Genomic DNA, 7,232 nt, shown 5'->3' with positions numbered 1-7,232 from the left:
GGGGAACGCCTCCACCACCGTGTATCAATGCGTTAGCTGTGAGGAAGAGTACGAGCGCCCGGACGTGATGCACTCGCACAAGCATCAGGGAGCCATCTGCTCGCTGTGTAAAAGTATGGAGTAGTCAGGAAGGCAGGCCGACGTGACGTCGGCCTGTTTCAGGATGCGTTAGGCGGCAGGCAGCTCGGCCAGCGGCCAGCGCGGGCGAACCGTCACGCCGAGCTCGGCTTTGGCGCCGGTTTGCAGACGCACCATGCCGGCGTAGGCGATCATCGCGCCGTTGTCAGTACAGAACTCAGGGCGAGCGTAGAACACCTCGCCGCCGCGTTTTTGCATCATCTCCGCCAGCTTCGCCCGCAGGGTACGGTTGGCGCTCACGCCTCCCGCCATCACCAGACGCTTAAAGCCGGTTTGCTCCAGCGCGCGGCGACATTTAATCATCAGCGTATCGACGACCGCATCCTCAAACGCCCGGGCGATGTCGGCGCGGGTTTGCTCATCGTCGCCGTTGCTGCGAATGGTGTTGGCGGCGAAGGTCTTCAGGCCGGAGAAGCTGAAGTCCAGCCCCGGACGGTCGGTCATCGGCCGCGGGAAGACAAAGCGGCCTTCGGTGCCCTGGGACGCCATTTTCGACAGCATCGGCCCGCCGGGATAATCCAGTCCCAGCAGCTTCGCCGTCTTATCAAAGGCTTCGCCCGCCGCATCGTCAATCGACTCGCCCAGCAGTTCATACTGACCAATACCGGTGACGCTAATCAACTGGGTGTGGCCGCCGGAAACCAGCAGCGCGACGAACGGGAACGCCGGCGGATTATCTTCCAGCATCGGCGCCAGCAGATGCCCTTCCATATGGTGTACCGGGATCGCCGGCACGTTCCAGGCGAAGGCCAGCGCCCGGCCAACGGTCGCCCCGACCAGCAGCGCGCCGACCAGGCCTGGACCCGCCGTATAGGCGACGGCGTCGATATCTTTCGCCGTCAGACCGGCTTCTTTCAGCGCCGCCTGGATCAGCGGCACCGTTTTGCGCACGTGGTCGCGCGATGCCAGCTCCGGCACCACGCCGCCGTAATCCGCATGCAGTTTCACCTGACTATACAATTGGTTGGCTAACAGACCTTGCTGGTCGTCATAAATCGCGATGCCGGTTTCATCGCAGGATGTTTCAATGCCCAGTACACGCATGAGTTGTTTTACCTCGCTTCAATACCGCGCAGTGTAGGTCCAATGACCGGCGATGTAAAACTTTGCTCACCCCTGGTGCTCTCTTCGTGTATACTCCTCACCCTTATAAAAGTCCCTTTCAAAAAAGGCGCCGGTGCTTTACAAAGCAGCAGTAGTTGCAGTAAAATTCCGCACCATTTTGAAATAAGCTGGCATTGCGGCCAGCGGCAAACCGAATTAATCAAAGGTGAGAGGCACATGCCGGTAATTAAAGTACGTGAAAACGAGCCGTTCGACGTAGCTCTGCGTCGCTTCAAGCGTTCCTGCGAAAAAGCAGGTGTTCTGGCGGAAGTTCGTCGTCGTGAGTTCTATGAAAAACCGACTACCGAACGTAAGCGCGCTAAAGCTTCTGCAGTGAAACGTCACGCGAAGAAACTGGCTCGCGAAAACGCACGCCGTACTCGTCTGTACTAATCTGTTGAGAGCGACGCTCTCAATTCAGACCGAGTTGTAGTTGTAAGGCCGTGCTTCCGAAAGGAATGCGCGGCTTATTTTCGTTTATAGTCATCAGAAATAACGGGGCTTATGGCTGGACGAATTCCACGTGTATTTATTAGCGATCTGCTTGCCAGAACCGACATCGTCGATCTGATCGATGCGCGGGTAAAGCTGAAAAAGCAGGGCAAAAATTTTCACGCGTGCTGTCCGTTCCATAACGAAAAAACCCCCTCTTTCACCGTCAACGGTGAAAAACAGTTTTACCACTGCTTCGGCTGCGGGGCGCACGGCAATGCTATCGACTTCCTGATGAACTACGACAAGCTCGAGTTCGTGGAAACGGTCGAAGAGCTGGCCGCCATGCACAACCTCGAAGTGCCTTATGAAGCAGGCAACGGACCCAGCCAGATAGAGCGCCATCAACGGCAGAACCTCTACCAGTTACTGGATGGTCTGAATGCGTTTTATCAACAGTCTCTGATGCAGCCCGCCGCCGATCCTGCGCGCCAGTACCTGGCGAAACGGGGGTTAAGCAGCGAGGTGATTACGCGCTTTGCCATCGGCTATGCTCCCCCAGGTTGGGATAACGTTTTAAAACGGTTTGGCGGCAATCAGGAAAACCGCCAGTCGCTTATTGATGCCGGCATGCTGGTCACCAACGATCAGGGACGCAGTTACGACCGCTTCCGCGAACGGGTGATGTTCCCCATCCGCGATAAGCGAGGCCGGGTGATTGGGTTTGGCGGACGGGTGCTGGGCGATGCCCTGCCGAAGTATCTGAACTCCCCGGAAACCGACATATTCCATAAAGGCCGCCAGCTGTATGGCCTGTATGAAGCGCAGCAGGATAACCCCGAACCACCGCGTTTGCTGGTTGTCGAAGGGTATATGGACGTCGTGGCGCTGGCGCAGTACGACATTAATTATGCCGTGGCCTCGCTGGGTACCTCGACCACGGCCGACCATATCCAGCTGCTGTTCCGGGTGACGAATAACGTCATCTGCTGCTACGACGGCGACCGGGCCGGCCGCGATGCCGCCTGGCGCGCGCTGGAGACGGCGCTGCCGTACATGACCGATGGTCGCCAGCTACGCTTTATGTTTCTGCCTGACGGCGAAGACCCGGATACGCTGGTGCGTAAAGAGGGCAAAGCGGCGTTCGAGGCGCGGATGGAGCAGGCTCAGCCGCTCTCCACGTTCTTGTTTAACAGCCTGCTGCCGCAGGTCGATCTGAGTACTCCGGACGGGCGCGCGCAGCTGAGCACGCTGGCGCTGCCGCTGATAACCCAGGTCCCGGGCGAAACGCTGCGCATCTATTTGCGTCAGGAGTTGGGCAATAAGCTGGGCATTTTAGATGACGCGCAGCTTGAACGATTAATGCCAAAACAGGCGGAAAATGGCGCGCCGCGTCCCGCACCGCAGCTAAAACGCACGACCATGCGTATACTGATAGGACTGCTGGTGCAAAACCCGGATCTGGCGCCGTTAGTCCCGCCGCTGGAGGGACTGGACTCGCGCAAAATGCCGGGACTGAGCCTGTTCAGCGAACTGGTGAAGAGCTGTCTGGCGCAGCCTGGTCTGACAACCGGGCAACTTTTAGAGCAATATCGCGGCACAAAAGAGGCGGCAACCCTTGAAAAACTGTCGATGTGGGACGATATAGCAGATAAAGACATCGCTGAACAAACCTTCACCGACTCGCTCAACCATATGTTTGATTCACTGCTGGAACTGCGACAGGAAGAGTTGATAGCTCGCGATCGCACACACGGTTTAAGCAGTGAAGAACGCCGGGAGCTCTGGACCATCAGCCAGGAGCTGGCGAAAAAATAAATGACAGACAATATCCTTCACGTTGTATCAAAGCAGTAAGAAAACGCAGAACAACGTGAAGGAAAAGTATTTAACGGCTTAAGTGCCGAGTATCGATCGGGAAGCCCCCGACAGCCGCGCAGAGGCGCAGCGGCAATAATATAAGTACGCCCTCGCTTTAAATGTCGACAGCCCGTCTGCCGACACCAATCAAACGAATTAAGTGTGGATACCGTCTTATGGAGCAAAACCCGCAGTCACAGCTGAAGCTTCTTGTCCAACGTGGTAAGGAGCAAGGCTATCTGACCTATGCCGAGGTCAATGACCATCTGCCGGAAGATATCGTCGATTCCGATCAGATCGAAGACATCATCCAAATGATCAACGACATGGGTATTCAGGTGATGGAAGAAGCACCGGATGCCGATGATCTGATGCTTGCCGAAAACACCGCGGATGAAGATGCTGCCGAAGCCGCCGCGCAGGTGCTCTCCAGCGTGGAATCCGAAATCGGGCGCACGACCGACCCGGTGCGTATGTACATGCGTGAAATGGGTACCGTAGAGCTGCTGACCCGTGAAGGCGAAATTGACATCGCCAAACGCATCGAAGACGGCATCAATCAGGTGCAGTGCTCCGTTGCCGAATATCCGGAAGCGATCACCTACCTGCTTGAGCAGTACGACCGCGTTGAAGCGGAAGAAGCCCGTCTGTCCGATCTGATCACCGGTTTCGTCGATCCGAACGCCGAAGAAGATATGGCGCCAACCGCCACCCACGTTGGCTCCGAGCTGTCTCAGGAAGAGATGGATGACGACGAAGACGAAGACGAAGATGAAGACGCCGACGACAACAGCGATGACGACAACAGCATCGACCCAGAGCTGGCCCGTGAGAAATTCGCCGAGCTGCGTACCCAGTACGAGCTGACGCGCGACACCATCAAAGCCAAAGGTCGTAGCCATGCCGCCGCCCAGGAAGAGATCCTGAAGCTGTCTGAAGTCTTCAAGCAGTTCCGCCTGGTGCCGAAGCAGTTCGATTACCTGGTCAACAGCATGCGCAGCATGATGGATCGCGTTCGTACTCAGGAACGTATCATCATGAAGCTGTGCGTTGAGCAGTGCAAAATGCCGAAGAAAAACTTCATCACCCTGTTCACCGGCAACGAAACCAGCGAAACCTGGTTCAACGCCGCGGTGGCAATGAACAAGCCGTGGTCTGAGAAGCTGCTGGAAGTGAAAGAAGATGTGCAGCGCGGCCTGCAGAAACTGCAGCAGATTGAAGAAGAGACCGGCCTGACCATCGAGCAGGTTAAAGATATCAACCGTCGCATGTCCATCGGCGAAGCGAAAGCCCGTCGTGCGAAGAAAGAGATGGTTGAAGCGAACCTGCGTCTGGTTATCTCTATCGCCAAGAAATACACCAACCGCGGTCTGCAGTTCCTCGACCTGATTCAGGAAGGCAACATCGGTCTGATGAAAGCGGTCGATAAGTTCGAATACCGTCGCGGCTACAAGTTCTCGACCTACGCCACCTGGTGGATCCGTCAGGCCATCACCCGCTCTATCGCGGATCAGGCGCGCACCATCCGTATTCCGGTGCATATGATTGAGACTATCAACAAGCTCAACCGTATCTCCCGTCAGATGCTGCAGGAGATGGGCCGTGAACCGACCCCGGAAGAGCTGGCTGAGCGTATGCTGATGCCGGAAGACAAAATCCGTAAAGTGCTGAAGATCGCCAAAGAGCCTATCTCCATGGAAACGCCGATCGGCGACGATGAAGATTCGCATCTGGGGGATTTCATCGAGGATACCACCCTCGAGCTGCCGCTGGATTCTGCGACCACCGAGAGCCTGCGCGCGGCAACGCATGACGTGCTGGCCGGCCTCACCGCTCGTGAAGCGAAAGTGCTGCGTATGCGTTTCGGTATCGACATGAACACCGACCACACGCTGGAAGAAGTGGGTAAACAGTTCGACGTTACCCGCGAACGTATCCGTCAGATCGAAGCGAAGGCGCTGCGTAAACTGCGCCACCCGAGCCGTTCTGAAGTGCTGCGTAGCTTCCTCGACGATTAATCGTCGCGGGGCATCGTCTACAGCCTGTTAAAAAGCTCCCTGCGGGGAGCTTTTTTTATGGCGTTCAGGTGGCCATCCCGGGAAAGTCGCCTCTCTCCGCTACTGGCCGCGGGTTGCCAGGGCATCGTCCAGTTCACGATAGGCCGCCACCAGCTTATCGAGCGTCGCCCGGTTTAAGCCGCTGGGATTAGGCAGCACCCACACTTGGGTCGTCCCGATGGTCATGGCCTGTTTCCCCCACTTCGCGCCGCGCTGGTTAAAGGCCAGCTCGAAGGCCTGCTTGCCGAGCACCGCCAGCGCCTGCGGCTGATACTCCTCAATCTTCCGCACCAGCTCACGGCCGCCGCTGCGTAACTCCTGCAAGGCGACCTCGCTGGCCTGCACCGTCGGACGCTCTACCAGCATGGTGATGCCGCAGCGCGTATCCAGCAGCTGCAGCTCCTCTTCCGGCCTGAGCTGCCGATCGGTGAACCCGGCCTGATGGATGACCTTCCAGAAGCGATTGCCAGGATGGGCAAAATGAAAGCCGGTATGGGCGGAGGACTTCCCCGGGTTGATACCGCAAAAGACAACGCGCAGGCCCGGCGCAAGGATATCGCTAATCATGTTTTCTCCGGCTGTATGGCTAAAACATGATTATAAAGGATTGAAAATGCATTGTTTATAAAAACAGCAGCTGCGCGCTTTACGCTGGATTGCAATCGCCAGTTACTTTATAATCCCTCGCCACGGCCCCTTAGCTCAGTGGTTAGAGCAGGCGACTCATAATCGCTTGGTCGTTGGTTCAAACCCAACAGGGGCCACCAAATTTTAGATTTAAAATCATATAATTAAGCCACTCGAAAGAGTTGCTTTTTTGTTCCTGAATTTTAAAATGGCACCACAAACCGCTGAGCAGCGCGCATGGCTTAGCGTGTTGTCGCTATCCCATTAAGAGGATAAAAAGTCCGTTATAACGCAGGGAAAATTTGCGCTTACGCTAAAACAGATAGCATTCTGCCTTAGCAAAATATTGCTCAGAGCATCTCGGGCAGCCCATAACCGCCGCACTCCTGTTGACTTCTGTCTAACTACGCAACGTAGTCTTGAAATATCTTTCATTCCTGCAATGCTGGAATTCATACTACTCACGATAAATGTAACAACACAGGTCAATTTCCGAAAAATAACCATAGCCTGCGCCAGCTGATCGAAATCAACGCGTTCCTCCCCCCGCTCTTATATATAACCCGCTGACTTACAAAAAGGATGAAATGATGAAAATACGGGATATATCAATCAGTACCTGTCTGGCACTGTTATTAATGGGTTGCGTAGCTAAACCACCCATGGCGACGGAAAATGAAATGAAATAGGCCGCCGCGTTTGCTTTTAATGTCGATGCTTCGCAGGTGACAATTTCCGATGCGAGGCAGCAGGATGTGAAAACCAACTTTGTGGTCACCATCGGCAAAACCAGCCATCGCTGCTATGTGACGAAGGCCGCCGAGCCGAAGCTTTACGGGCTGATCCCGCTGGGCGGCGGTAGCACCGTCTCGGATGCCATCTGCGCAGGCGCCAACCCGACGCTAGCGAGCAAAACCTGCGACGCCCTGTCGCAGAAAGCGGGCCGCTGCTGAGCCTTTGCGCAGAAGAAGGCCGCTAACTGCGCATTTAGTCACTTTTTCTGCCGTTTTACCC

At 55.8% G+C, this 7,232-nt stretch carries 7 protein-coding genes and 1 tRNA gene; 6 read left to right on the top strand and 2 right to left on the bottom strand.

Going from position 1 to position 7,232, the window contains the following annotated elements:
* Positions 1–124 (top strand): hypothetical protein (locus tag HMPREF9538_RS33330; protein WP_009484812.1); only part of this gene is annotated, 124 nt, incomplete at its 5' end.
* Positions 125–168: 44 nt separating this feature from the next.
* On the opposite strand, the gene tsaD is transcribed toward HMPREF9538_RS33330, so the two are convergent.
* Positions 169–1,182, bottom strand: coding sequence for a tRNA (adenosine(37)-N6)-threonylcarbamoyltransferase complex transferase subunit TsaD (gene tsaD / locus HMPREF9538_RS16120; RefSeq protein WP_004900709.1), 1,014 nt, complete (start codon positions 1,180–1,182; stop codon positions 169–171).
* Positions 1,183–1,419: 237 nt separating this feature from the next.
* On the opposite strand from tsaD, the gene rpsU reads away from it, so the two are divergent.
* From rpsU to rpoD, 3 genes are all read left to right on the top strand, one after another.
* Positions 1,420–1,635 carry a 30S ribosomal protein S21 gene (rpsU, locus tag HMPREF9538_RS0127475; RefSeq protein WP_001144069.1) on the top strand — a complete coding sequence of 72 codons (216 nt, stop codon included), beginning with the start codon at positions 1,420–1,422 and terminating at the stop codon, positions 1,633–1,635.
* 111 nt (positions 1,636–1,746) lie between these two features.
* Positions 1,747–3,492 carry a DNA primase gene (gene dnaG / locus HMPREF9538_RS16125; protein ID WP_004149864.1) on the top strand — a complete coding sequence of 582 codons (1,746 nt, stop codon included), beginning with the start codon at positions 1,747–1,749 and terminating at the stop codon, positions 3,490–3,492.
* A gap of 218 nt (positions 3,493–3,710) precedes the next feature.
* The gene (rpoD, locus tag HMPREF9538_RS16130; RefSeq protein ID WP_004174339.1) at positions 3,711–5,552 is read left to right on the top strand and encodes an RNA polymerase sigma factor RpoD; all 1,842 of its coding nucleotides are present in this window, start codon (positions 3,711–3,713) and stop codon (positions 5,550–5,552) included.
* 99 nt (positions 5,553–5,651) lie between these two features.
* Here the strand turns inward: rpoD and mug are convergent, their stop codons facing one another.
* Complete coding sequence (gene mug / locus HMPREF9538_RS16135) at positions 5,652–6,158, bottom strand: G/U mismatch-specific DNA glycosylase (protein WP_002917636.1); 507 nt, start codon at positions 6,156–6,158, stop codon at positions 5,652–5,654.
* A 124-nt stretch (positions 6,159–6,282) separates the two neighbouring features.
* Between mug and HMPREF9538_RS16140 the strand changes: the two genes are divergently transcribed.
* Positions 6,283–6,358: transfer RNA gene (locus tag HMPREF9538_RS16140), tRNA-Ile, on the top strand.
* Between the two features lie 585 nt (positions 6,359–6,943).
* Entirely contained in the window at positions 6,944–7,171 is a 228-nt protein-coding gene (locus tag HMPREF9538_RS16145; protein ID WP_009484811.1) for a hypothetical protein, read from the top strand.
* The last annotated feature ends 61 nt before the right edge of the window (positions 7,172–7,232 follow it).

This window comes from Klebsiella sp. MS 92-3 (assembly GCF_000195655.1).
GTDB lineage: Bacteria > Pseudomonadota > Gammaproteobacteria > Enterobacterales > Enterobacteriaceae > Klebsiella > Klebsiella pneumoniae.
The sequence above is the reverse complement of the archived record's forward strand: the minus strand, read 5'-3'. Positions and strand labels throughout refer to the sequence as shown.

Coding starts and splice junctions, on each gene's coding strand:
- rpsU (WP_001144069.1), top strand. CDS start 1,420: ATGCCGGTAATTAAAGTACGTGAAAACGAGCCGTTCGACGTAGCTCTG.
- rpoD (WP_004174339.1), top strand. CDS start 3,711: ATGGAGCAAAACCCGCAGTCACAGCTGAAGCTTCTTGTCCAACGTGGT.
- dnaG (WP_004149864.1), top strand. CDS start 1,747: ATGGCTGGACGAATTCCACGTGTATTTATTAGCGATCTGCTTGCCAGA.
- mug (WP_002917636.1), bottom strand. CDS start 6,158: ATGATTAGCGATATCCTTGCGCCGGGCCTGCGCGTTGTCTTTTGCGGT.
- tsaD (WP_004900709.1), bottom strand. CDS start 1,182: ATGCGTGTACTGGGCATTGAAACATCCTGCGATGAAACCGGCATCGCG.